At 43.6% G+C, this 24,574-nt stretch carries 26 protein-coding genes; 3 read left to right on the top strand and 23 right to left on the bottom strand.

The features are described from left to right. Window positions 1-612 precede the first annotated feature (612 nt). Window positions 613-1,719: a DNA-processing protein DprA gene (gene dprA / locus ABNE31_RS03125; RefSeq protein ID WP_349352342.1), complete on the bottom strand. Its 1,107-nt coding sequence runs from the start codon at window positions 1,717-1,719 to the stop codon at window positions 613-615. Window positions 1,720-1,824: 105 nt separating this feature from the next. Here dprA and ABNE31_RS03120 point away from each other — a divergent pair, with 105 nt between their 5' ends. Next, the gene (locus ABNE31_RS03120; RefSeq protein ID WP_349352341.1) at window positions 1,825-2,769 is read left to right on the top strand and encodes an SPOR domain-containing protein; all 945 of its coding nucleotides are present in this window, start codon (window positions 1,825-1,827) and stop codon (window positions 2,767-2,769) included. 61 nt (window positions 2,770-2,830) lie between these two features. Further along, complete coding sequence (locus tag ABNE31_RS03115) at window positions 2,831-3,346, top strand: acyl-CoA thioesterase (RefSeq protein WP_179383299.1); 516 nt, start codon at window positions 2,831-2,833, stop codon at window positions 3,344-3,346. Here the strand turns inward: ABNE31_RS03115 and ABNE31_RS03110 are convergent. The 22 genes from ABNE31_RS03110 to ABNE31_RS03005 all read right to left on the bottom strand — a co-directional run bounded on the left by ABNE31_RS03110 (window position 3,343) and on the right by ABNE31_RS03005 (window position 23,399). Continuing rightward, complete coding sequence (locus ABNE31_RS03110) at window positions 3,343-3,966, bottom strand: hypothetical protein (RefSeq protein ID WP_349352340.1); 624 nt, start codon at window positions 3,964-3,966, stop codon at window positions 3,343-3,345. The genes ABNE31_RS03115 and ABNE31_RS03110 overlap by 4 nt on opposite strands. Further along, window positions 3,944-4,648: a hypothetical protein gene (locus ABNE31_RS03105; RefSeq protein ID WP_349352339.1), complete on the bottom strand. Its 705-nt coding sequence runs from the start codon at window positions 4,646-4,648 to the stop codon at window positions 3,944-3,946. The genes ABNE31_RS03110 and ABNE31_RS03105 overlap by 23 nt, the downstream gene beginning before the upstream one ends. 47 nt (window positions 4,649-4,695) lie before the next feature. Further along, window positions 4,696-5,532 carry an aldo/keto reductase gene (locus tag ABNE31_RS03100; protein WP_349352338.1) on the bottom strand — a complete coding sequence of 279 codons (837 nt, stop codon included), beginning with the start codon at window positions 5,530-5,532 and terminating at the stop codon, window positions 4,696-4,698. 4 nt (window positions 5,533-5,536) lie between these two features. Continuing rightward, entirely contained in the window at window positions 5,537-6,763 is a 1,227-nt protein-coding gene (locus tag ABNE31_RS03095) for a peptidoglycan DD-metalloendopeptidase family protein (protein WP_349352337.1), read from the bottom strand. A 1-nt stretch (window position 6,764) separates the two neighbouring features. Continuing rightward, a complete protein-coding gene (locus ABNE31_RS03090) occupies window positions 6,765-7,544 on the bottom strand; it encodes a DUF4292 domain-containing protein (protein ID WP_349352336.1) in 780 nt (259 codons plus the stop codon). Further along, window positions 7,544-8,464 (bottom strand): hypothetical protein, encoded by a 921-nt coding sequence (locus tag ABNE31_RS03085; protein ID WP_349352335.1) that lies wholly within the window; start codon window positions 8,462-8,464, stop codon window positions 7,544-7,546. Before ABNE31_RS03085 ends, ABNE31_RS03090 begins: the two co-directional genes overlap by 1 nt. A 44-nt stretch (window positions 8,465-8,508) precedes the next feature. Continuing rightward, window positions 8,509-9,525 carry a sugar phosphate nucleotidyltransferase gene (locus tag ABNE31_RS03080; RefSeq protein WP_349352334.1) on the bottom strand — a complete coding sequence of 339 codons (1,017 nt, stop codon included), beginning with the start codon at window positions 9,523-9,525 and terminating at the stop codon, window positions 8,509-8,511. Between the two features lie 101 nt (window positions 9,526-9,626). Further along, the gene (gene dut / locus ABNE31_RS03075) at window positions 9,627-10,061 is read right to left on the bottom strand and encodes a dUTP diphosphatase (protein ID WP_349352333.1); all 435 of its coding nucleotides are present in this window, start codon (window positions 10,059-10,061) and stop codon (window positions 9,627-9,629) included. Further along, window positions 10,051-11,520, bottom strand: coding sequence for an oligosaccharide flippase family protein (locus ABNE31_RS03070; protein ID WP_349352332.1), 1,470 nt, complete (start codon window positions 11,518-11,520; stop codon window positions 10,051-10,053). The genes dut and ABNE31_RS03070 overlap by 11 nt, the downstream gene beginning before the upstream one ends. A 139-nt stretch (window positions 11,521-11,659) precedes the next feature. Further along, complete coding sequence (gene atpG / locus ABNE31_RS03065; protein ID WP_293281386.1) at window positions 11,660-12,520, bottom strand: ATP synthase F1 subunit gamma; 861 nt, start codon at window positions 12,518-12,520, stop codon at window positions 11,660-11,662. A 100-nt stretch (window positions 12,521-12,620) separates the two neighbouring features. Further along, complete coding sequence (gene atpA / locus ABNE31_RS03060; RefSeq protein ID WP_179383287.1) at window positions 12,621-14,201, bottom strand: F0F1 ATP synthase subunit alpha; 1,581 nt, start codon at window positions 14,199-14,201, stop codon at window positions 12,621-12,623. A gap of 2 nt (window positions 14,202-14,203) precedes the next feature. After that, on the bottom strand, window positions 14,204-14,743 hold the full coding sequence (atpH, locus tag ABNE31_RS03055) for an ATP synthase F1 subunit delta (RefSeq protein WP_179383286.1): 540 nt from the start codon (window positions 14,741-14,743) through the stop codon (window positions 14,204-14,206). A 7-nt stretch (window positions 14,744-14,750) separates the two neighbouring features. Beyond that, a complete protein-coding gene (locus ABNE31_RS03050) occupies window positions 14,751-15,251 on the bottom strand; it encodes a F0F1 ATP synthase subunit B (protein WP_306012727.1) in 501 nt (166 codons plus the stop codon). Between the two features lie 97 nt (window positions 15,252-15,348). After that, window positions 15,349-15,540, bottom strand: coding sequence for an ATP synthase F0 subunit C (gene atpE, locus ABNE31_RS03045; protein ID WP_053970734.1), 192 nt, complete (start codon window positions 15,538-15,540; stop codon window positions 15,349-15,351). 37 nt (window positions 15,541-15,577) lie between these two features. After that, window positions 15,578-16,717, bottom strand: coding sequence for a F0F1 ATP synthase subunit A (gene atpB / locus ABNE31_RS03040; protein ID WP_179383284.1), 1,140 nt, complete (start codon window positions 16,715-16,717; stop codon window positions 15,578-15,580). Window positions 16,718-16,835: 118 nt separating this feature from the next. Further along, a complete protein-coding gene (locus ABNE31_RS03035) occupies window positions 16,836-17,225 on the bottom strand; it encodes a DUF6168 family protein (RefSeq protein ID WP_349352331.1) in 390 nt (129 codons plus the stop codon). Beyond that, window positions 17,222-17,455, bottom strand: coding sequence for an AtpZ/AtpI family protein (locus tag ABNE31_RS03030; protein WP_349352330.1), 234 nt, complete (start codon window positions 17,453-17,455; stop codon window positions 17,222-17,224). Before ABNE31_RS03030 ends, ABNE31_RS03035 begins: the two co-directional genes overlap by 4 nt. Then, complete coding sequence (locus tag ABNE31_RS03025) at window positions 17,433-17,852, bottom strand: polymer-forming cytoskeletal protein (protein WP_179383281.1); 420 nt, start codon at window positions 17,850-17,852, stop codon at window positions 17,433-17,435. Before ABNE31_RS03025 ends, ABNE31_RS03030 begins: the two co-directional genes overlap by 23 nt. Before the next feature lie 21 nt (window positions 17,853-17,873). Next, the gene (locus tag ABNE31_RS03020; protein ID WP_349352329.1) at window positions 17,874-20,405 is read right to left on the bottom strand and encodes a hypothetical protein; all 2,532 of its coding nucleotides are present in this window, start codon (window positions 20,403-20,405) and stop codon (window positions 17,874-17,876) included. Window positions 20,406-20,489: 84 nt separating this feature from the next. Next, window positions 20,490-21,173, bottom strand: coding sequence for a hypothetical protein (locus ABNE31_RS03015; protein ID WP_349352328.1), 684 nt, complete (start codon window positions 21,171-21,173; stop codon window positions 20,490-20,492). A 38-nt stretch (window positions 21,174-21,211) separates the two neighbouring features. Then, window positions 21,212-21,907: an ABC transporter ATP-binding protein gene (locus ABNE31_RS03010; protein ID WP_293281365.1), complete on the bottom strand. Its 696-nt coding sequence runs from the start codon at window positions 21,905-21,907 to the stop codon at window positions 21,212-21,214. Between the two features lie 22 nt (window positions 21,908-21,929). Next, on the bottom strand, window positions 21,930-23,399 hold the full coding sequence (locus tag ABNE31_RS03005) for a DUF5687 family protein (protein ID WP_349352327.1): 1,470 nt from the start codon (window positions 23,397-23,399) through the stop codon (window positions 21,930-21,932). A 122-nt stretch (window positions 23,400-23,521) separates the two neighbouring features. Here ABNE31_RS03005 and ABNE31_RS03000 point away from each other — a divergent pair, with 122 nt between their 5' ends. Then, complete coding sequence (locus ABNE31_RS03000; RefSeq protein WP_349352326.1) at window positions 23,522-24,568, top strand: ferredoxin--NADP reductase; 1,047 nt, start codon at window positions 23,522-23,524, stop codon at window positions 24,566-24,568. Window positions 24,569-24,574: the final 6 nt, after the last annotated feature.

Genomic DNA, 24,574 nt, shown 5'->3' with positions numbered 1-24,574 from the left:
AAACTCAAGTTCAAACTCAAAGGTCAAGTTCAAGTTTCAAGTTCAAAGTTTAAGGTTTAACTTCAAAAGGTCATTTCTATCCTATTGGTGTTAATTCGTGTAATTAGTGTCAACTGCCCACTCTCAACACGAAACACGCAACACGAAACTTCTGACTCCCGATAGATTTCTCACTTCGTTTCGAAATGACATCTTATCCAGCATTTTAGGTTTACTGCCCGCAGCCAATAACCAAGTCTGTTTTCTATGGTCTTTTCTCTCCTGAGTCTTGATACCTGACTTTTGACTCCCACAAAGATTTCTCGACTGCGCTCGAAATGACATCCTAACTCGCAACACGAAACACGCAACTCAAAACTCCCGACTTCCGACTTCGGACTTCCAACTACCCATCAAACCAAGTCTATTTTCTATGGCCTTTTCACTCCTGATTCTTGATTCTTGGTTCTTGGTTCCTCACTGAACAAGGTTATCGATACATTTTTTGACTCCTTTTTTGAAAATCCGCCAAAAAACACTCGAACTGACATCTTAACCTGAAACCTGAAACCCCTAACTCTAAACTCCCGACTTCGGACTTCAGACTCCCGAACCCTCAACTGCCAACAAAACCTACACCGCCTCGAACAGTTTACCGGGCAGTGGACGAATCACGCCTTTCATTTCCATTTGCACCAAAGTGGACGATACCTTAAAAATGGGCAATTTGCACTCCAAAGCCACGGTGTCCAGTAGCTGTTTTCCGTTCAACTGCAGGTAGGAGTAGATTGACTGTTCTGTTTCGTCCAACTCGACGAACAGCTGCTTCTGCACTGTTTTCTCTGGCTTTTCTTCCTCGATTTGCCATCCCAAAAGGTAAATCAGCTCGGCGGCAGAGGTCAATAAGTGGGCCTTTTGGTATTTGATGAGGTCGTTGCAGCCCTTGCTCCATTTGTCGGTGGCCCGGCCCGGAACGGCAAACACCTCTCGATGGTAGCCATGGGCCAAATCAGCGGTCACCAAACTACCCCCCTTTTCGGCAGACTCTATGACAATGGTAGCTTCGCTGATACCTGCAATGATTCGGTTCCGCTTCAGGAAATTCTCTCGGTTGGGTTGACTAGTGCTCCAAAATTCGGTCAAAAAACCACCATTGGCCTCGATTTTGCATTGATATTTGGCGTGTGCTTTGGGATAAATTTGATTCAGGCCATGCGCCATGCAAGCAATCGTCTGCAATCCGTGATCCATCGCCGCCTTTTGCACTTTTATGTCCACACCATAAGCCAATCCACTTACAATAATGGGGTTCAACGGGGCCAATTCGGCTATAAACTGTTGGGCAAAGGAACTCCCGTAACTGGTCAAATTCCGCGTGCCCACCACGCTGATGATTTTTTGCTGCTTCAAATTGATATTGCCCCTTTGGAACAAAAGAATGGGACCGTCCAAGCAATGTTTAAGGCGTTCAGGATAGGTGTCATCCATAAAATAGGACACCTCAATGTTCTCTTTGGACAAAAATTCGAACTCCTGTTGGGCTTCATCCAAATATAGGGTATCATGAAGTCCTTTTAAGGTCACTTTACCAATGCCGTCAATTTTGAGGAGGTGGTGTGGTTTGTCCTCAAAAATGGCCGATGGACTTCCGCAGTGCGCAATTAATTTTTTTGCGGTCACATCCCCGATATTGGGAATGTTTTGCAGCCGCAAAGCCGCAATAATTTCAGGTTCAGTCATTTGATTTGGGCGTCAAAGTTGTCCACAAAATACAGCTTTTCAAATGTTAATAAAAAGTTATCCGGCTTATTTTGTACTCCCCCATTTTTTACAATATTTGTGGCTATGCGGATAGATGCACACATAGAAAAATTGTTGTTTGACTATAATTGTGTCGTGGTACCCGGTTTTGGGGCTTTTTTGGCACATGGTACATCCGCAGAAATCGATAGGGCCACCAACACTTTGGTACCGCCAAGCAAAGTCATCTCCTTTAATTCCCAACTTTCCAAAAACGACGGTCTTTTGGTATCCCATATTGCCAAAGAAAAGCAATTAGGATATGAAGAACTGTTGAAAGAAGTGGAAAACGTGGCCCAAGATTGGAAAGAAAGATTGGCCCAAGGCGAGCGCATCGAGCTTTTTGGCATCGGGACCTTGTGGCATAATTCCGAGCAACGTATCCAATTTCAACCGGAAGAAAAAGTCAATTTTTTGACGGCTTCCTTCGGACTTTCTGCTTTTACCGCCACTCCTATTCAGCGTGAGGTAATCAAAGAGGAAATTGAAGAGTTGGAAGAACGGATTCCATTCATCATCACTCCGGAAAAACGGGAGCAGAGCTCGTTCCGACCTTGGCTCAAGTACGCCGCCGTGATTCTGTTGGCCGTTTCTATGGGAGCTACATCGTACAAAACCTATGGCGACCTTCAGGAAAAGGAGGTGGCCGCCCAGCAAGATGCCCAGCAAGAGGTTTCCCGTCTTATTCAAGAGGCTACTTTTTTTGAAAGTGCTCCTTTGGAGCTGCCTGCCATCAATATCAAGGTTACCAAAAAGCAATTGGGTAAACATCATGTAATCGCCGGTGCCTTTCGGGAAGAGGCAAATGCGGAAAAACGTGTTGACCAACTTAAGGCAAAAGGGTATAATGCCTTTTATTTGGGCACCAATACCTATGGGCTTCATCAAGTGGCTTACGACAGCTTTGAGGACCCGAAGGAAGCCCTTGTTTTTTTGAGAAAGGTAAAAGCCGAGGATTCACGAGATGCTTGGTTGCTTTCAGAGAAATAATCCCACTTTCCTTTAAAAAGCATTTCTTACTTCAATATCTTTGCGCAAAATGTAAAGAGGTATGCGCGCTAAAAAACCCAGTGAATCTCGCACGGTAATGACCGATTTGGTATTGCCCAGTGAAACCAACCCCCTGAACAACCTGTTTGGAGGCGAGCTCTTGGCCAGAATGGATAGAGCGGCCAGTATTTCGGCACGGAGGCACAGCCGCCGTATTACGGTGACAGCTTCGGTAAACCATGTGGCATTTAACAGTGCAGTTCCCTTAGGGAGTGTGGTTACCGTGGAAGCTTCGGTTTCGAGGGCATTCAACACTTCCATGGAGATTTTCTTGGATGTATGGATCGAAGACCGCTTTACGGGAGAGCGCACCAAGGCCAATGAGGCCATTTATACCTTTGTGGCCGTGGATGATACGGGAAAACCAACCGAAGTACCGCCTTTGGAGCCTGAAACGGAGCTGGAAAAGGAGCGCTACGCTGCTGCCCTTCGGAGAAAACAATTGAGCTTGGTCCTGGCCGGTAAAATGAAGCCTGCCGATGCCACAGAGCTTAAGGCGCTTTTCTTGAACAACTAAAAAGTATACAGTCGAATTCCCACGAAAGGAACCAAAGTTTGAGTTCTTTTCAAAGAGTTTTCGATCTCTGGTGCGGCATCAATACTCAATAAATCCATGTAGTGGTCCAGTTTGAGAAATACACCAAACGAATTGCTTATTCTATAGCCAAGGTCAATCTTGGCCAGTATGGAAAACCCATCATCCCTGAACTTGGCAGCGTCTTTCTCATGTCTATAAAGGGCATAACCTATGCCCAAACCTGTTCTTAGGGTGATTCTTTTTTTGTGTTCCAATATGGAGTAGCTACCTGTAACATACAAATGCGTTATTCTAGAGTTATCTATACCTCCAACTTTGCTAATATCAACAACATCTCCTTTAAAAAAGCTCCATTGTCCTCCAATCAACCATTTGGGCGATTCCAAAACATTTGCTGTGATGTTTGTGGCATTTCTGAGGTCATATCCTTCGGCCAAAAAATTATTCCCATAACTGGAGGGTATACCATATGCAATACTTAGCTCGCCTAAGATATCCCATTGCAATTCTTTTTGCTCTTCTTGCCCGAATAATAAGGATAGCGGCAGAAAGAGCATTGAAATCAATGCAATCCTTTTAAAAATCAAAAGTATACCCATCAGTATTATATTGTATTTTGATTTCTCCTCGCCCAACTATCCCGTTATTAATCAATGAATAACTGATTTTAATAGACTCTCCCTGTATGACCCTTAATGGAACTTCCCTAGTCATATCAGATGGGTATAACTCCCCAAATAATTGCCTTTGGAACACTTCTTCTTCGAACTCACCGAAATTTAAATTGACCTCTTTTAGGGTAGAATTGTAAGATATGCCATAGGACAGTGTGTCTTGCATATTGGCTACCCGATTGATTAATAAACTTGTATCTTCCAAAGGCCCAATAGCAATGTCAGGAACTTTATATTTGAAGTTTTCCAATGAAAATGGTTGTAGCCCATTAATTTCTACTGTTGGCCAGAATGCATTGTACCCGTTTTTACCGATATCATTGATAGCCACTGAAATGAAATCACTGTTTTCTGGTGAGATGGTAATGACTTGATATTGGCCATCTGACCTTAATTTTGATTCGCCTATCAAAGCTACTTGCTCCCTCCTTGAGGGAAAAGAAGTGAAAGTTCCTAAGGCATAAACATCTACGGGAAGTTCGGGAATTACTGTACTTTCAAAGGAAATCACTTGGCCATCAACCAAAAGGCGGGTATTGTCCTCATAGGTCAACTCACATGAGCATACAATTATACCTATAATGAAAACAAGTAGGTTTCTTCTCATTACTTAAGTAAAGATTTGGTTGGCTGAAAGTTACATCAATTATTTGATTAAAAATCAAAATTATTGGGGTCTGGTCCAAATCGTTTGCCCTTTTCCAAACTATCCAATAATTGCACGTCTTCATCTGACAATTCGAAATCAAAAAGGTTGGCATTGGCCTTGATGCGTTCTGGTTTGGATGATTTTGGAATAGTAATCACCCCTTTTTGCAAATCCCATCGCAGTACTACCTGTGCAATGGTCTTGTTGTATTTCGACGCCAAATCATTCATCACATCCAAATCAAATATATGCCCTTGCATTAAAGGAGACCATGCCTCGTACTGGATATTTTTAGACACACAGAAATCAATCAAATCCTGCTGCACCAAATAGGGGTGGAACTCCATTTGGTTGACCATGGGCACAAGCTCCACCGAAGGCAACAAATCCTCTAAATGATGTTTTAAAAAGTTGCTGACCCCAATGGCACGGACCCGTTCTTCCTTGTACAGTTTTTCCAAGGCTTTCCAGGTCTCCTTGGAGAGGTCGCCTTTGGGCCAATGAATCAAATACAAATCCAAGTAATCGGTTCCCAAACGTTCCAAACTGGCCTCAAACGCCTTGAGCGTGTTGTCATAGCCTTGATCGGTATTCCACACCTTGCTGGTCAAAAAAACATCTTCGCGCTTTACATTACTTTCGCGGATTCCGGTACCAACGCCTTCTTCATTGTGATAAATGGCAGCGGTATCGATATGACGATAGCCATGGTTTAAAGCTGCCTTTACCGCATTTATGACTTCGCTTCCATCATCGGATTGATAAACGCCCAATCCAAAATAGGGCATCTGGACCCCATTGTGTAGTTCAAAAGAGCCTTGTAAATCAGTTATTTTCTTCATAGTGTTAAAGTTGATAGATCCAATCCTCGGGGTTCAAGCGGTCGGAATCCTTGTACAGGTAAAATTTCAACTTTGTGGTGCCGTCCAACCGATTGGTATTTATTTCGCCCAGCACTTCTTTGGCGGCGACTTTATCCCCTTTTTTTACATAGAGATTGGAAAGGTTATAATAGGTGCTGATGTAATTTCCATGTTTGATCTGAACGCCTTTGTTCCCTCCGGGAACGGATAGAATGGCAATGACCTCGCCCTCAAAAATGGCCCTCGCCTTGCTCCCTTTGTCCGTGGTGATGGTTACGCCATTGTTCCGATGCTTGATGCCGGGGTATAACTTGTCCGCATAAACTCCATAACCCTGACTTTTAATTCCCTTTTCCACCGGCCAAATCAATCTGCCCTTGTTGGAAGAGAAATTGTCTGCCAACAACTTGGCTTCGGGAGTAAGGGCAAACGTGGCACTGCTTGTGGATTTGCCCGAGCTTTTGTTGGAGCTGGCAATCGCACTTTTGATCATCCGTTCAATTTCATTGTCTATTCTACGGGCCTCTTTCTGCTTTTCCGCAATGGCGGCGGTATATTTTGCCTCGTTCTGTTTTATGCTCGTTAAGAGACTACGCTGCGCCTCAATTTCTTTGTTTAGTTCCTCCTTAGCCTTTTGATTTTCTGCAACCAATTGGTCTTTTTCCTTTCGTTGACGTACCAAGTCTTGGTTTAAGGCTTTGAGTTCCTCGGTTTTTTGCACAATGCCTTCCCCCTGCTTTTTACGGTGTTTGGCATATTGTTGCATGTACTGAAGCCTTTTGAAGGCTTGAAAAAAGTTTTCTGCGGATAAGAGGAACATCAAGCGATTATTCTGCGACTTGTTCTGATAGGTTTTTTGAATCAGTTCGGCATAATCTTCCTTTAGGACTTCCAAATCCTCCCGAAGCTTGCTGATACTTCTAATATTGACATTGATTTGCCTACTCAGCAAATTCGATTGTTGATTGGTTACCCGAATCAGCTCTTGCCGCACATTGATTTTGTTGTCCAAAGCCTCCATTTGGTCCAACACCGTACCCTTTTCTTTGCGCTCGGCGAACAGCAGACGGTTAATTTCTTTGATTTCCTCTTGCAAGCGTTCCCGTTTGGCCTCCAACACCTTCTGTTCCCCGGTTTGAGCAAATGAAGTTACCGAGGTAAGCAATGTAAGTATCAAACAATAAATAAGATATGAAATTTTAGCTTTCATATTACTTTAATGTAATTTTATCATACCCTTTGGGCACTTTGTACGGAAAACTCATGGGTTTGTTGAGCTCCAAGTTACGAAAACTCAAGTCAATCGTAGTCAGTTCACCTTTTTCCTCGGCCACGATTTGTATATCCTCCGGAAGCACATTTCCAGAAATATCTTGATAGGTATATTTTGCCAATAAATGTCTTGCGTTAATCGGTTGTGATATTTCCTGACTGGCTATTTTAAAGTTTTTGGGCTCCAATTGAAACAGAATCTTAAAAAGTTCTTGGGCTTTCTTAGGTTTTAATTGGTAGTTCCCGTTGTATACTTCCGAATTGAGTTTTTCTTTTCTGAGGTCGAGCACTGCGTTTCCCAAAAGTAGGTTTTGTACTTTTTCAAAATCCAGTTCTGTACCCAACAACTTGCTCAAATAGCTAAAGTCTCCATCGAAATACTCATTTTGGAGCTTGTTGTAAAAGGATACTTTTTTGGGCGTAATGTGCGCCTTTACAACACCGAGCGGCGCACTCATCCAAATCACTTTGTCCTTTTCCATGCGTAAGCTTACGTTGACACCTTGCGAATCGTCCCCGTTGGTGTAGTCGATCTTAACTCGCCCCCTCAGGGTTCGGAATTTGGGTTGGTTGGAATAATGGGCATTCACGATATTTTTTGCCGAAAGTCGCGAATTGGCCTCCCCGCCAGTAATCGATTTGGTGCTTTTACACGATGTCAAAGCTGCCAGCATAATTACGGCAATTCCAGCTTTATATATGTTTTTATGTAGGTTCATTAGAGTCCTGAATTGATCTTGTTCAAATATTCATTGGCTTTTTGTGCATTCCCAATCTTGGAATACCCTTCGGATAATTGCTTGTACATCTTATTTTGAAGTGCAGTGTCATCCAATAGGTAGTCCAATCCACTTAGCAACACTTCCACCCCCTTGTTTGCATTACCGGTATTATTCAACGCTGTTCCGTAAGCGTAATAGAAATATGGCTGTAATGGATAGGTGTCCAACGCCTCCTTGGATTCCGTTAATAAGGCTGTATAATCAGACGCTTCAATGTATTGGTCCAATGTTCTTTTTAGTTGGGCCAATGGGTCATTTACAGGCTCTTTTTGCTGCACTATGGGTGTAACTTCTTCTATATTTTCCCTTTTTTGGAGGGAATCCTTAATCTTTCGGCTTAGCTCCGATTTCAAGGAGGAACTTGGTAAACCTTCCAACACCTTGGTGGCTTCCTTGTACTGCTTCATTTTGAAGAAGAAGAGCGCCATGTTCTGCCTAAGCTTGGTATTACCATAAGGAATTCGTTCTTTGATAGTCTCCACGGGGCTTCCTTGTTTGTCCAAAATGGTGAGCACATTGTCCAAATACCAATAGTCCTCTGGTTCCGATAATAGAGCCTCAATCGCATAATCTTGCGCCTGCACGTACTTTTTATCGAGCATATAGGCTTTACCCAATTCGTAATCCACTACGCTGTTGTTGGGTTCCAGTTGCTTGCATTTCAATAAGAGGTCTACCGCCCTATCGTAGTTTTGGATGCCTTTCTGTTTGAGGGCTTCAAAGAAATTTTCTTGAAACTCATCGGTATATTCTTCTAAGTAGACCTCGGCGCTCCCCTGTTCTTCTTGGGCACAGGTATGATTATGCATCAGTACTGATGCTCCCGCAATCAACCAAACCAGCAGTTTCCTTTTCATAGTAACGTCCTAAGTCCCCATCCCACCAAAAATGTGTTCTAAAGTTATTCCAAAACAGAATAATCTCCAATGCTAATGGTCTCAAAATTACCATTATAAATTACATGGTTCCCGATCATGGCATTATCCAAATTGGCATTGGTAATCCTGCTATGGCTCTGGATGAGGCTGTTTTTTATGGTCGAATTCTCCACAACGGTATTCGCGCCAACCGAAACATATGGCCCTATCGTGGTATTTTTGAGCACTACGTTCTCTCCAATAAAACAGGGTTCCACTATATTGGCATTTTCTTGTGTCACGGAATCGGCAATCATGTTTTCGCCCTCCTTTTCCAAGAAGGCCAACATGCGCTGATTGGTTTCCACGGTCACGTTTTTGTTGCCGCAATCCATCCACTCATCCACCTTACCCGGAACAAATTTCATGCCCTTTTCCATCATCCGTTTGATGCCATCATTGATTTGGTATTCCCCACCATGGGTGATATCATGATCCAAAACATGCTGCAGCTCATTTTTGAGCACTCCAACATCCTTGAAATAATAAATACCGATTACAGCAAGGTCAGATACATATTCTTGCGGTTTTTCAACCAATTCCACGATTTGATGGTCACTGTTCAACTGGACCACTCCGTACGCTTCGGGGCGCTCCACTTGCTTCACCCAAATAACGCTATCGGCCGATTTATCCAAATCAAAATCGGCTCGTATTAAGGTATCGGCATATGCGATTACTGCAGGACCGCTCAAGGATTCCTTGGCACTCATGATAGCGTGCCCAGTTCCAAGCGGTTGTTCTTGTCGATAAATGGACCCTTTAGCGCCCAATTCGTCCGCCAATGCCATTAAGCTTTCCACCACATCATCCCCAAAAAAGGCAGGATCACCCAAAATAAAGGCAACTTCCTCGATTGGTTCGCCCAATACTTTAGCAATATCAGTGACCAAACGGTGCACTATAGGTTTTCCTGCAACAGGAATCAACGGTTTTGGAACGGTCAGTGTGTGCGGTCTTAGGCGAGATCCCCTCCCTGCCATGGGTACGATTATTTTCATGCTAATGCCCGCGAAGGCGGGTATCTTTTTATAGGTTATACTTATTTATGCGGTCTCGACTGCGCCTGTCTGTGGACAAAGGCAGGCTCGACCTGACATTATTACTTCACTCCTGTACTCCCAAATCCGCCCTCGCCTCTGTCCGTTTGAGAAAGGGCTTCAACTTCTACCCACTCGGCACGTTCGTGCTTTGCGATGACCATTTGGGCAATACGTTCACCATTTTCCACAATAAAATCTTCATTGGAAAGATTTACCAGTATTACCCCAACGTTTCCGCGATAATCGGCGTCAATCGTTCCAGGGGCGTTTAACACGGTGATTCCTTTTTTGGCCGCCAACCCGCTACGTGGCCGTACTTGGGCCTCATAGCCCACAGGGAGCTCCATGTACAGTCCAGTGGGGACAATGGCCCTTTCCAGAGGTTTTAAGGTGATGGGGGATTCCAAATCCGCCCTTAAATCCATCCCTGCGGAGGCAAGGGTTTCGTAATGTGGCAGCTTATGGCCTGATTTGTTGATGATCTTAATCTTCACGTCTTAAAAATATGCTTCTTAATTTATCTCCTTCCAACTTGTACACTAAGCCCAAAAATAACAAAAACAGTAGGCTGCCGGCTATTAAATTTCTATTAAAAACATAGAACGAAAGTATGGAAAACACCAGCGATACGGATAGATAAAACACAATCTTTCGCATGTTGTAGGGTACAGGGTAGTATTTTTTTCCAAAGTGATAGGAGAGGAGCATCATACTACCATAGGCGGCCAAGGTGGCCAAGGCCGAAGCCATGTATCCTATTTTTGGGATCAAGCTTATATTAATGACCAAAGTGATGATGGCCCCAACGGAAGAAATATAAGCGCCAAATTTGGTTCTGTCCGTTACTTTATACCAAACAGAGAGGTTGTGGTAAATCCCCAGACAGAAGCTTGCCAATAGGATAATAGGAACCACATCCAAAGCTTCCCAATACACAGGGTTGTGCAATAGCAGTCTGCCCAGTACATCGATAAAAGCGATAACTCCCAATAAGATAATGCTCCCAAGGATTACAAAGTAATTGGTAATCTGTGCATATGTTTTTTGGGGTTTTTCGCTCTTGGCATGGCTAAAGAAAAAGGGTTCCACCCCCATTCTGAAAGCGGTCCCAAACAGCGTCATAAACAAGGCCAGTTTGTAGCAGGCACCATATTTTCCCACTTCACTTTCGGCAATGTCGGATGGAAGGAGTTCGGTTAGTAAAATTTTATCCAATACCTCGTTGATGGTAAAAGCGATTCCAGCTACAAGAATGGGTCCTGCATATTTCATCATTTGTTTCCAAACGCCCAAATCGAACGTGTAGGATGCCTTTAGGTAGGTGGGCAACAAAATCAATAAGGTTACTCCGCTGGCGATTACATTAGATATCAAAACGTAATGGATTTCCCAATTGGGTTTGTACAGGGATACGAAAAAGCCAGTGTCCGCCTCTTGTGCCATTTTTGGGAGTACCAACAGCAAAAATACGTTAAAAGCCAAGTTTATGGCCACATTAATGGTCTTTAGGACCGCATAGCGCATTGGTTTCTCATTCGCTCTTAGCAGCGCAAACGGAATAATGACCACGGCATCAAGAACCAAAATATAGGTGGTGAACTTAAGGTAATCTGCGTTGATATTGGTTACGCTGGATAACCATTCCCTAAGCGACAGGGCAAGAATCAGAAACAGAAAGGAAGAGCTCAGCAAGGATATCAGTGAAGTAGATATCACTTTGGCCTTATCCCCGCTTTTATGGTAAAACCGAAAAAATGCCGTTTCCATACCATAGGCCAAAAACACATTAAAGATGGCTATCCAGGCATATATGTTCGTGTACTGTCCGTAACCTGAAGCATTCTCAAATACGGCGGTATACAGCGGTAACAAAAAGAAAGAGATGACCCTTGGCATTACGGTGGCCAGGCCATAAATGAACGTTTGTTTAAAAAGCCGCTTAAGTGGATTCAATAGGAGTTGCTTCTTTAAAGACCTAAGTTAGGTGGCTACAAGTTACGCAAAAGCCCGAATTAGCTAAACCATATTGCCCTAAGAAAAACAAAAAGACCACCGGTTGGGTGGCCTTTTGATATTATATAAATACGGAATCTTAATTGTTCAAAGCCTCGGCTCCACCAACAATTTCGAGGATTTCGTTGGTGATCGCTGCCTGACGGGCTTTGTTGTAAGTCAATTTTAACTCGTTTCTCAATTCGGCAGCATTATCCGTCGCTTTGTGCATTGCGGTCATACGTGCTCCGTGCTCACTGGCAAAGGAATCCCGAATGGCCTTGAACAACTGTGTCTTCAAGGATTTTGGAATCAGCTCCTTTACAATTTCCACTTTGGAAGGTTCAAAAATGTAGTCAGCAGCAATAGCTTTGTCCCCTTCAGTTCCTACTATCGGCAGAAACTGCTCGGTCATCACAATCTGGGTAGCGGCATTTTTGAACTTGTTGTATACCAATTCGATTTTATCGTAATCGCCCTTGGTAAACAAACGCATCAACAATTCAGCGATTTCTGCAACATTGTCAAAGGTCAAATCATCGTATACCTTGCTTTGGTCGCCCAAAATGGTATGCCTTTTTCTAAGGATGTCGTGCCCCTTTTTACCGATGGTATAGAAATCCACTTGCTTGCCCGGATACATATTGGAGACCAGATGGTTGCTCTGCTTGATGATGTTGGAGTTGAAACCACCACAAAGTCCCCTGTTGGACGTAATGGCAACCACCAAAACCTTGTTTACGGGCCTTTTGTCGGCGTACTCGCTTCCACCATCTCCTTCCAAACTGGCACTAAGCCCTTGCAGGAGCTCGGTCAATTTATCGGAATAGGGACGCATTGCCGTAATAGCATCCTGAGCTTTCTTCAACTTTGCGGCAGATACCATTTTCATGGCACTGGTAATCTGCATCGTTGATGAGATGGATGATATTCTGTTACGTATTTCCTTTAGATTCGCCATATTCTACTTTGTCATTCCGCACTTGATGCGAAATCTTTTTGGTTATGGATTCCTACAGTGCCCTGAGCGTAGTCGAAGGGCACCTTGGAAATGACAATTGTTATGCTTTGTACTTGCTTGAAAGATCTTTACAAACAGCAGTCAAGGTCTCGGTAACCTCATCGGTCAATTTACCCGCTTTAAGGGTGTCCAAAACATCTCTGTGCTTGGCGTTCAAGAACTCCAAGTAATCTTTTTCGAATTCTTTTACTTTGTCTACTGGCACATTTCTCAACAAGTTCTTGGAACCTGCAAAGATGATGGCCACCTGATCTTCAACAGTAAATGGATCGTTCTGACCTTGTTTCAAGATTTCAACGTTTCTACGTCCTTTCTCGATAACGTTCAAGGTAGCGGCATCCAAATCGGAACCGAACTTGGCAAAAGCTTCCAGTTCACGGAACTGGGCTTGGTCCAATTTCAAGGTACCGGCTACTTTTTTCATGGATTTGATCTGAGCGGAACCACCCACACGCGATACGGAGATACCTACGTTGATTGCAGGACGCACCCCTTGGTTGAACAAGTCTTGCTCCAAGAATATCTGACCATCGGTAATGGAAATTACGTTGGTTGGGATATAGGCAGAAACGTCACCTGCTTGTGTTTCAATAATAGGAAGTGCAGTCAATGACCCTCCTCCTTTTACCATCGGCTTCAAGGACTCTGGAAGGTCGTTCATGTTCTTTGCAATCTCGTCATCGGCAATCACTTTGGCCGCACGCTCCAACAATCTCGAGTGCAAGAAGAAAACGTCACCAGGATATGCTTCACGTCCTGGAGGTCTTCTCAACAACAAGGACACCTCACGGTAGGCTACAGCTTGCTTGGACAAGTCATCATAGATAATCAAGGCCGGACGCCCTGTATCCCTAAAGTACTCTCCAATGGCCGCACCGGCGAAAGGTGCATATACCTGCATCGGTGCAGGATCGGAAGCGTTGGCGGCAACAATGGTTGTATAGGCCAATGCACCTCTTTCTTCCAAAGTTTTGGCGATAGCGGCCACCGTTGATGCTTTCTGACCTACGGCAACGTAGATACAGTAAACTGGTTCACCGGCATCGTAAAATTCTTTCTGGTTCAGGATGGTGTCGATACAAACGGTTGTTTTACCAGTCTGCTTATCACCGATCACCAACTCCCTTTGTCCACGTCCTACGGGAATCATGGCATCGATAGCCTTGATTCCAGTTTGCAATGGCTCGTTTACAGGTTGTCTAAAAATTACACCAGGAGCTTTACGTTCCAAAGGCATCTCATAGGTTTCGCCCGAAATAGGGCCTTTACCGTCGATAGGCTTGCCCAAGGTATCGATAACCCGGCCAACAATTCCTTCACCAACGTTGATGGAAGCGATGCGCTCGGTCCTTTTTACGGTTGCACCTTCTACAACCTCTTTGGATGGGCCCAACAATACAACACCTACGTTGTCTTCTTCCAGGTTAAGAACAATTCCTTGCATACCGCCGTCGAACTCCACCAACTCCCCGTACTGGGCATTGGAAAGTCCATACACACGGGCAATACCATCACCCACTTGCAATACGGTACCTACTTCATCCAAGGAAGCGGATGCTTCGAAACCTGATAACTGTTTTTTCAAAATTGCTGATACCTCAGCGGCTTTTACTCCTGCCATTTTTATAGACTATTTGTAAATTCTCTTTTTAATCCGTTCAATTTGTTTGCGATGCTTGCATCGTATTGGGTATCTCCTACCCGTAGTACAAATCCTCCGATGATGCTCTCATCGATTTTATTCTCAAGGGTAACCTTGTTACCGGTTGCCTTGGTGACCGTTTCCAATATCTTCTTCTCCAAATCGGAAGTCAATGGAACGGCGGTTGTCACGTAAGCTACTTCTTCGCCCTTCAATTTTTCGTGAAGGATGATGTATTTGAAGGCCACTTCCTGCAACATCGCAATTCTTTTATTGCTGATCAAGGTTTGAAGAAGACCTTTGGTGATTTCGTTGGCATCCTTAAAAATTTCCAACAAACTGCTTTTTTTCACCTCCGATTTGATGATAGGGCTCTCCAACATGCGTTGAAGCTCCACGTTCTCGGAAATGGTAGCAGCTATCCCCCGCATGTCTTTTTCCACGGCATCGGCCGCTTTCTTTTCGACTGCGAAATCCAAGGTTGCTTTTGCGTAGCGTATGGCTGCCCTATTTTGGTTCATGGTCCGTTTAGTTCAGTTTAATATCTCCCAACATGTCCTCGACCAACTTCTGTTGTTTGCCTTTGTCGGACAGTTCTTCTTTGATTACCTTTTCCGCAATTTCCACGGAAAGGTTCGCTACTTGTGCCTTGATGTCTGCCACAGCAGCTTTCTTTTCACTTTCAATAGTAGCTTGGGCCTGCTTGATCATCTTGTCGCCTTCAGCCTGAGCTTGTTCTTTGGCTTCGGAGATAATGTTGGCTTTAATGTCTCGGGCTTCTTTTAACAGCGCGTCCCGTTCTGCCCTGGCCTCTTGCAACAATCGTTCGCTATCGGCAGTGACGTTCTGCATTTCCTTTTTTGCAGCCTCAGCAGCTTCAAGGGCACCTTTGATCCCTTCTTCGCGCTTTTCTACCGCTCCAAGAATGGGTTTCCAGGCATATTTTCTCAACAACAACAATAGGCCCACGAAAAGCAACAACTGCCAGAAAAACAAGCCAAAGGAAAATTCCTCTATTAACTTTTCCATTTATCTTAAAATATTAATGCTTTTAAACTATATCACTTTAAAATCAATGAAGGGCCATAGCCAACCGCTATGGCCTTCATCAATACTGTTACGGTTATTAAGCTGCAAAAAGAGCGGCGAAACCGATACCTTCAATAAGGGCTGCTGCAATCAACATTGCTGTTTGGATCTTACCAGAAGCTTCAGGTTGACGAGCAATGGCTTCCATTGCCTGACCACCGATTCTACCGATACCCAATCCTGCTCCGATTACGATCAAACCAGCACCTACGATGTTTGGAATTGTCATGATATATGAATTTAAATATTAAACGTTCTACTTTTAATTAATGATGATCTTCTTCTACCGCCATACCAAAATACAGGGCGGACAACATGGTGAAAATATATGCCTGCAATGCGGCCACCAACAATTCCAATAAAGAAAGTGCAAATGCCAACAAGAAGGACAATGGGCTTCCGATCCAGTTTTTAAATATGAACATCAACCCGATAATACTCATCAATACCACGTGACCTGCGGTAATGTTGGCATACAAACGAATCATCAATGAAAATGGCTTGATGAACGTTCCCAACAATTCGATGGGCGCCAATATAATTTTCATAGGGACAGGTACGCCCGGCATCCAAAAGATGTGCTTCCAGTAGTTCTTGTTCCCAGTAAATGTTGTAATAAGATAGGTGATCATGGCCAAGGCAAAAGTCACTGCAATGTTGTTGGTGACATTCACTCCTAGCGGTGTCAACCCCAAAAGGTTGATGACCCATACAAAAAAGAATACAGTAAGCAGATAGCTCATATACCTTTTGTATTTATGCTCACCAATGTTTGGTATGGCAATTTCGTCACGCACAAAAAGTACCAATGGCTCCAAAAATCTTCCCAAACCTCGTGGCATGGTGCTTTTTTGGTACCTCTTGGCCATGGAACGGAACACCAAGAACATTAAAAGGGCTACGGCCATAATAAAGACCACATTCTTTGTTATGGAAAAGTCCAAGGGCTTTTCGTTGGTGGGATGTGCATCATCTACCACCAAATTCTCCCCAAAAGCATCTTCGGTATGGGTTTCTTCGCCATGATGTCCACCAAAATTGATGGTTCCTTCGGCATCCGTCTTGTATATTTTATTGTGATAAAGTGCGTAGTAATTACCGTCTACCTCTGCAACGGACTCTCCATGCTCCAACTCGGAAGAAAGAAAGACCTTCAATCCATTATCCCATAGAATCACAGGAAGTGGAAACCCAAAATATTTGTGCTCGCCCTCTTCGGTGGTATATGAAAAAAGGTTGAAATCATGCGAATCCAAAAGGTGGTGGTCGATGTATTCCTTAATCTGTGTCTTTAAATCGTGGGCACCGGTTTCAACTTCTTCTCCCTCTTGGTTTTGGGCCGATACAAATCCCGCAATCAAAAAAATTACGGCAACTAGTTTTTTACTGAAAAAAGAATATCGCATATGATCCAACTATGGGTCCTCAAAAATTGGTGCAAAAATACATTCCTCCTTCAAAAGAAAAAAGCTTTTTCCAGTATTATTTTTTTATTGAATTTTTCAGGTCTGTTTTGGGGCTTTGTCACACAGTATTAAGCAGTTTCACCAAAAAGAAGGTTTCCAATATCAGTGCAAATCCATATGGGACAAAAAAGATAAGGAACTCCAATTGCTCCAAGACACCATCCTGATGGAATGCGGGATATAGAAAAATGAAGAAAAGCGCAAACTTTACGAGGCTTCCCCCTAGAAAAAAGAATCCCAACAAGTCGCGATATTTATTGCGAAAAATGTAAATCGCATAAAAAACAATGAGCGCCATAACCGCATTGAGCACATAGCTTTTTGTCAGCTGCAGGGACGAAAGCTCGTATCCCCGGTCTTCCAAAACCCATGATTGAAGAAAGAACAGTCCCCATAGGCCCAAAAGGAGAATGGAGGTAAAAAGAATTGGATAAGCCCTTTGCTTCAATCGTTGATTTTTTTGATTTGTTGGAGGATCAAATATATAGAAATCGCCACGGCCAAAATGGTACAAATGGGCAAGAATACTTTTTCAGTCCCAAAATGGCCATCCAACCATTTGCCGCCCCAAACGCCCAAATAAATAACAACGCCCATTTGAATGGCGGAACCAGACAAACGGGCGGCTGTATTGAGTGTTTTGTTGTAGTCTTTCTTAGGAGGCTTTTGCTGGCTCATTTTTGCTGGTTGACTGCATTTTGGGCGTAGCCGAAGCTCCTTTGCCCATGGTGCACGCCGCATTAAAGGTGGCACCAGGTTCTACCGCCAATTTGGCTACCGTTACCGTGCCCTCGATCGTTGCGGAGGATTTCAACGACAATAGGTCCTTTACCATAAGTTCTCCGTTGAACCTTCCTTCGATATCTGCGTTCACGCACTCTACCTTACCGTTAATGTAGCCATCCTTTCCAATGACCACTTTACCGGAGGTGGTCACATTGCCTTCCAACTTACCGTCTATCCTGAAGTCGGCCTCGGAGGTGATGTCACCCTTAATTTTAGTGTTCTTCTCGATTCTGTTGGGCTGTCCGCCAAATTCATTCATAGGCCGGGGTTTTTTGTTGTCAGAAAACATTGTGTTCTAGGGTTTTGGGGTTTAAAATTGTGCTTTGTATGATTCTAAGTTTTTGTGGACCTGTATGATTTTATAATTATCCGATAAAACTACAAAATTCTCATCTTTAATCAGATAGTCCCTGTTGTTTTTTATGAGCTCCGCGAAGCCCAAGGCAAAGTCTTGCGAAGGAAAACCGTGTACCACTACAAATTCATCTTCCAAATTATAGATGTCCTTGGAAACCATGTTTTTATAGTTCAGTTCCTTGATTGCTTTTTCCAATCGGTTTTTGAGCTTGGTGGCATTTTCATCGTTTCTGATCTTGAACGGGAAAACTACTTTCCAGTTGCCCGCGCCAGTGGAACCGGTTTCTGGGGAAAACTCCTTGTTCTCCAGTTTAGGCAGCTGCTCCTCCACCATTTGCTCGGCCTTTTTGCCTTCGGGGTTGTTGGGGTAGGTCAGTGCCACATAGTTCAAGGCTTCCTTGAAGGGCTCAAAACCTTGCAAGCGGCCAATGGCATTCGCTTTCAGCATTTCAAACTTGGGTACAATGGGATCGCCGGTAAATTTATTGATGTATTCCTCCGACTGGGTGATCACGTTCAAAAATTCCTGTTCTTGGTACTTTTTGAACAGGGCTGCATATCGGGCATCGGGGCTATCCGTATCCCCGTCCAGTACCGCCTGTGGGTTCAACAAAATTTCCGCGTAGCGGGTATCGGGATGATTGGCAATGATGTTCTGCTTCATGTTCACTGCCAGCGGACTGCCCGTTTCCTCATAAATCTTGTATAAATTGTATTTGGAGGGCAAAATCAACCGCTCTTCGGGATTTGACGACAACACCCGCTCCAATTTGGCGGCGGCCAACATGTTGTCCTTGAACTTTTCCTTGTAAATCAAACCCAATTGATAGTTGGCAAAGTTGCGCTCGCCTTTTAAACTATCTATTACGGCAACATCCGTAGGAACTTGCTCCAAGTAAAAGTCAACGGAATATTTTTGGTCTTCGGTCAGGACTTCATCATTCGCTGCAACCACCTCTCCGGTAGCCTCCGAAATGGAGATTTTGGTTTTATTGCTCCATCGCCAATCGTCTTCCAAAGTCCGGGTGCCCCATCGTGTCCTAAAATCGTTTCTGCCATTGCCCAAACTGGTAATATTGTAAAAGTAGAACTTGCCTTGGTTCTCCTTACCGCCTTTGCTGTTGGCAAAAGTAGCGAAGCCGGCGGTGGTGCGCTCCCTCTCTTTTTCGGCAGCCGCTTCTTCCTTCCGCTTCATTTCGGCTATGTAGTCCTCAAAATAGGCCGTACGGTCCGCTATCGGCATTTGATATAAAGTGATCACGCTATCGGCATGCTGCACAATGTCCTCATATTTGATCACATCCTCAAGGTTGTCCAGCTTCTTTTTGATGTTTCGGTGCTTGCGGGTGTTCTCGTTCAAGTTGGTCAAAGTGCTGTCGTAGTAGGAGCCCGCCATGCGGTATTCATCCTTGTCAAAATAATAATCGGCCAGACTTTGATAGTTGAGGGCATTCAACTTGCGTTCGCCTTGGGTTGCCTGAATGGATTTGTTATAATAGGCCAATCCAAGACTATCCTCTTCGTAAGCCATATGAAATTCGGCCACTTGGCGATAAATCTTGTCCAAAAAGGGGCGGTTCTCCCGATTCTCTTCGAGTTCGGTGAGGTATTCCAACATTTCCTCTCGGTTGCCTTCGGTAAGTTCTATGTTCTGTATTTTTTTGAGATGCGCATTGATCATGTACACCCTGGGGGATTTGCGGTTAAGCTCAATGACTTTATTGTAGGCGTAGTTGGCACTGTCCTTATGCCCCAACTGGTCGTATAACTGACCTATGATGAACAAATACCTTCCTTTTTCCGGATTCTTTTTGGTGTAGGCCTGGGATATTTTCAATTTTTGAATAGCGGTGTCGGGAGCATTCAGGTTGATATAGCATTGGGCCATAACTGCGTTGGCGTCGGCATACTCCTGGTCCTTGAGTTTTTCGTACTTAAAAAGTCGCTTTAGATTTTTGATGGCCACCTCGGGATTATCCAAACGCATATTTGTTTTTTCCCGCCAGATGGTCGCTTCATTCAGCTTGTCGCTTTTGCTATATTTTCTCAGGATATAGTTGAAGGATTCCAAAGCAGGAATATAACGCTGGTCAAAGTAGCGGGATTTTCCCAAAAGCAAAAAGGCCTCATCAATTTGCGGGTTTCGCTCCTCGTCCTTAATGTCCATGCTGTGCTTTTGGATAGCCTTGGTAGCCTTTTCCTCCGCAATAAGAAAGTTGGGGTTGTTGTCCTCGGAGTCCAGTTTTACCTCATCGGTCACTTTTAAGCGTTCTACGGGCAGTATTTCCCAATAATCATCCCGATAGGTCGAATTGATTTCATCCAGCCCTTTTTGAAAGGCCAAATTTCCGTTGTACAAAGTGTTGTACTCGGTGTTGAGGGCGTGCCAATTTCGGTTGATGAACTTGTCCTTTTGGGTGGAACAGGCATTAAATGCAAGTCCTCCCAAAACCAATAGGCCCAAAAATGTGTGATGAAGCTTCAAAATTATCGATAATCTTGTGTAACCTTAAACTCAAAAATGAGCGGATTATTATAAGGCTTATCGATAAAATGCATTATTCCCTCATCAAGGTTTCAGTTTTAAGAAAATAGTGTCTCCCAACCCCAACCAATACTTTGACCCGATTACTATTCTGGAGATAGTTTCTTTGATCGGGAGCACATTTTTGTATCTGTTCATAGTTATATATGTAACCAAGCTTTTGGTAGACTCATCATACATTGTTCTTGGTGCTCCCATGAATACATACTTTTTCAGGAAATTTAAATCATTTCCATAGGGACTCTCCTGCATCAATCTTAATTGAATCTGACCTGTTTCGATTATGACTGCGTCGATATAGGACTCTTTTTTCAAATCAAAATAAATAGTGAATCCTTCGATTTCTTTATTAATCAATGAAAATATTGCCTCGTCCAGTATTTGAGTTTCCTCAGAATCAATTGTTCGTTCCTTTTTTAAATCCTCCAACTCCTTTTTGTATTGATCTATTTGAGGAACAAAATAGCCTAAGGAATTTTCTCTTTCGGAAAATGACTCAATATTTCTTTTAAGCCTCTGGATTTTTTGGTAGTTGGCATTTTGAAGCTCCAGAAGACATTCCAATTCCAATTGAATGTGCCTCAGCTGTTCGTTAGCGTAATGAACAGCAATATAGTCATGATCTCTTTTGTTTTCATCAATTTCGAGTAATAGGCGTTGTTTTTCCCATTGATAAAAATCAACTAATAAGTCTAAATCACTGGACATGGTTAATGGTTAATGTCCTAAAGTTGTAGAATTTCCGATTAACCTGCAAAGAAAGCTTCCAATTCCTTCATGGTTTCCGCAGAGGTGTGAAGATCTTTCACAATCTCACCTTTATGGAGCACCACGATACGCTGGCAAACTTCGGTTACGTGGATCAAATCGTGACTAGAAACCAGTACGGTAACGCCCTCTTTTGCTGCCAAATCCTTAATGATTCCCTTTAATCGAATTTGGGTGGTCGGGTCCAAGTTGGCAAAGGGTTCGTCCAAAATCACCACCTCGGGGTTACCGATAAAGCTGGCCACAATGCCCACCTTTTTTTGGTTTCCTTTGGAAAGGTCCCTAAGGTATTTTTTCTGGTTGAGGATTTCTCCGTGGAAAAAGTCATCAAAATTGGCCAATAAGGCATCAACATCCGCTTTGTTCCTTCCGCGCAGTTCGCCGATAAAGTAAAAGTACTCTTCGGGTGTAAGGTACCCGATCAAGAAGGTCTCATCAACAAAGGCAGAGGTAAAGGGCTTCCATGCTTCGCTCTCGTCCACCCGAATGTCTTTATTTATGATATGACCGGTAGAAGGCTGTATCAAATCCAACAAAATACTGAACAGGGTTGTTTTCCCCGCCCCGTTGTTGCCAACAAGGCCAAAGCTCTGTCCTTTGGGAATTTCTAAATGGTCAATGTTCAAAACGGTTTTGTCTCCGTAGGTCTTGGTCAAATTATGAACTGTGATCATGTACTTTTCTGTTAATGGTTTTTTATTTCTGTTTGTATGCTTGTAGTGTTTTGTACTTTTCCTTTTTGTAAATGCCCTCAATCATGGTAAATACCCTGTTTTTGAAAGCAAATCCGAGTATGCCGAACACGGCTACAAAGATGTACCCTGCCGTAGGGTTGATCAAAAAGTGGCCAATGGCATAAATAGCTATGGGCAGCACCAATTTGGGCAAGGTAAGCAACAACGTTTTGGCATTAAAGGCCTGCTTGTCGCCAAAGGCTTTCTTGTTCGAGGTAAGCTCAATGGGCGTTTTTACATAAGCCCCTCCCCAAAGCACCAGGTAACTGTTTATCCCAATGTTATAGATGCCTCCAACCAATACTGCGGCGTAGGCTTCCCATCCAAAGTAAAGGTAAAACGTCGCAAGAAAAGTGGAGATAATAGTCGCAATAACCACCAAATACCATTTGGAAGAAAGGTATTCCCGATACTTGATGTTTTGGCTCATCATCAACGGATAGTAACTGCTGTCCCAACTGGGCACGTACTGCCCAAAACTGAACAGGAACCCTCCCGTAACAAAAATACCTGCGAAGATTTTCCAGAAAGGCCCGTCGTAGACTTCGATGGCATTGGTAAAAAAGAGCAGTCCGTAAAAAATAAAGAAGAATCCTGCTATCACCGCCGAGCGCGAGCGCTTGTTCCGCTTGATTAGTTTGATGTCGTTCTTGAGGAAGGTGCCCAAATTCCCGAAGCGGTCCAACCATTCCAGGTTTTCTGTCTTGGCCTCGGTATGTTTTTTGGCCAGTCCGCCATCCAAATACATGTGCTTTTTGAAATAGGCAAAGGCGCCATAGTACAAGCCTGCCAAAACCATCCAAGGGATAATCGTCGTCCAGGGCAGATCGTAGAAAAAGTCGAAAATGGGTTGGGTGTAAAAGGTAATATCGAACCATTGATAGTATTGCGATGCACCGGCCAGGATGAAGAGGGCCGCGAACACATAAAAAACAGCATTTTGGTTGTTCACCATCACATTGATAAAGTTGTTGCAATAGAGCAACGCCATCATCGCCAAGTGCCATCCTATGACCTGAATGGCAGGGTATCCTTGGGCGACCAAAACAATACTGAACGGTACAAAGAAAAAGGCATGGGCCACATTGAAGAAAGAAATGGCCGTTTTTCCGAGGGAAAAATGGACCACTTTGCTTTTGCTAATGGGCAAATACAACAAGGGTTTGATGTTCGTGACCGGCATTTTTTGAAGCATGTACCGGAATAGGAGGTCGAATGCCAAATAATAGATCATAAAACGGTTGATGACCCTTAACGGATCGCCGATACCTCTTTCGTCAATAATAAAGTATGCGGCAACACCCATCCCCAAAAATGTGGCAGTAATCCACAAAGCACCTATGGCCATCAAGATCTTGAACCATATTTCGGTCTTGAAGGTTGCCGATCTAAAAAATGACTTCCACTGGAGCCCAATAAAATGTTTGATCATGGTCGGTGTATTTTTTTTGTTGGTATCTAATTTATCGGATTTGTTACACAGTGGAAATGCTTTTTGTAAAAATAGCTGTTCAAAAGGAGTGTATTGCTTAATTTTGCAGCAAAAATTTATACATGAGCCAATTTCATGCCTTACAAATAACTGCGGTAGACCAATTGACCCCCAATGCCGTAGCCCTTACTTTTGACATTCCGGAGCACCTTAAAGAAGCGTTTACTTTTAAAGCCGGACAATATATTACCCTAAAACACGAAGTCAATGGAAAGGAACTCCGTAGGGCCTACTCCATTTCTTCCGCGCCCTCATCGGGAAAATTAACGGTCGGCATCAAAAAAATGGAAGGCGGAACGTTTTCTGTTTATGCCAACGAACAACTGAAGGCCGGGGACACCTTGGAAGTCATGGTGCCGGAGGGACGTTTTGTGTTCGACTCCCAAGACCCACAAACCATAGCTGCCTTCGCTGCTGGTAGCGGAATCACTCCTATTATGAGCATTGCGCAAACCGTTTTGGAGAGACATCCAGATAATCGCTTTGTTTTGGTGTTCGGAAACCAGACGCCTGAGGAGACCATGTACTTCAAAACCATCCAATCCCTAAAGGAGCGTTATGGTGACCGTCTTTTTGTGCAATATGTATTCAGTAGGTCGAGCGAGGAAGGCGCCCTTTTTGGACGTATCGAAAAATCAACGGTAAACTTTGTTTTAAAGAACAAATTCAAAGAAACTGCATTCGATGCCTTTTACTTGTGTGGACCCGAGGAGATGATCAATCAGGTGTCTAACACCTTAAAAGAGAATGGAATTTCCGAGAACAAAATCCATTTTGAACTGTTCACTAGTTCGGATACGGAAGATGAGTTGGCCGAAGAACTGGAAGGTAAAACACAGGTAGAAGTACTTGTGGACGATGAGACCTTTACCTTTGTTATGGACAAAAAGGAACTGGTACTCGATGCGGTGCTAAAGCAGGATATCGATGCGTCGTATTCATGTCAAGGTGGTGTTTGTAGCAGCTGCATTGCTCGCCTTACCGAAGGAAAAGTGGAGATGGTGAAAAACCAGATTTTAACGGACAGCGAGATTGAAGAAGGGTTTGTGCTTACCTGTCAATCGCACCCGATAAGTGCCAAGATCAAAATCGATTACGACGACGTATAAAACTGG

Origin of the sequence: Flagellimonas sp. MMG031, assembly GCF_040112705.1 — a bacterium.
Lineage (GTDB): Bacteria > Bacteroidota > Bacteroidia > Flavobacteriales > Flavobacteriaceae > Flagellimonas.
The sequence above is the reverse complement of the archived record's forward strand: the minus strand, read 5'-3'. Positions and strand labels throughout refer to the sequence as shown.